This window comes from Colwellia marinimaniae, from assembly GCF_002207865.1.
In the GTDB taxonomy this organism is placed as follows: Bacteria; Pseudomonadota; Gammaproteobacteria; order Enterobacterales; family Alteromonadaceae; genus Colwellia; species Colwellia marinimaniae.
This window is the reverse complement of record NZ_BDQM01000109.1, coordinates 1-582: the sequence shown is the minus strand read 5'-3', so window position 1 is coordinate 582 and position 582 is coordinate 1. Positions and strand designations below refer to the sequence as shown.

General features: G+C 56.9%; 2 protein-coding genes. Both read right to left on the bottom strand.

The genetic code is table 11. The features are described from left to right. Nucleotides 1–324: phage portal protein (locus MTCD1_RS18400; protein WP_088569000.1), on the bottom strand; the 324-nt coding region annotated here is incomplete at its 3' end. Beyond that, nucleotides 321–527 carry a phage head-tail joining protein gene (locus MTCD1_RS18395; RefSeq protein ID WP_000198149.1) on the bottom strand — a complete coding sequence of 69 codons (207 nt, stop codon included), beginning with the start codon at nt 525–527 and terminating at the stop codon, nt 321–323. The genes MTCD1_RS18400 and MTCD1_RS18395, both read right to left, overlap by 4 nt. Nucleotides 528–582: the final 55 nt, after the last annotated feature.

The window sequence follows — 582 nt, the reverse complement described above, 5'->3', positions numbered from 1 at the left end:
GGAAAAGGCACGGGCTTCTTCCTCCCCGATGCCCAGATAGCGCCAGCTTGGGCGATGACTGAGCCGGAAAAAAGACCCGACGATATGATCCTGATGCAGCTGGATGGCGTTGGCGGCATAGCCGTTATTGCGTACCAGATCGTCTGCGCGGGCATTGCCACGGGTAAAGTTGGGCAACAGGGCTGCATCCACACTTTCACTCGGTGGGTTCCACGACCGCAACTGCCCTCCAAATCCGCTGCCACCGCCGTGATAACCGGCATATTCGCGCAGCGATGTCATGCCGTCCGGCCCCAGAAGGGTGGGAATGGTGGGCGTTTTCATACATAAAATCCTGCAGGTCCCCTGCGTCGCTGTGTCATGCCGGTCTGCACTTCCAGCTCTGCAATATATTTTTTCAGGTCAGACACGGAAGTGGCCGTAAACTCCACCCTTCGTCCGTCTTTCTGTACTGTTGCCACCCGTTTACCTGTCATCAGGTCATGCAGTGCCGCACGGGCAGCGGCAAGTTCTTCCTGTCGCGTCATTCATCCTCTCCGGATAAGGCACGGGCGTAATCTGCCAGTGTTTTCTTGTTGGTTG

Bases quoted from the DNA above. Each gene is read 5' to 3' on its own strand.
- MTCD1_RS18395 (WP_000198149.1), bottom strand. From the start codon at position 527: ATGACGCGACAGGAAGAACTTGCCGCTGCCCGTGCGGCACTGCATGAC.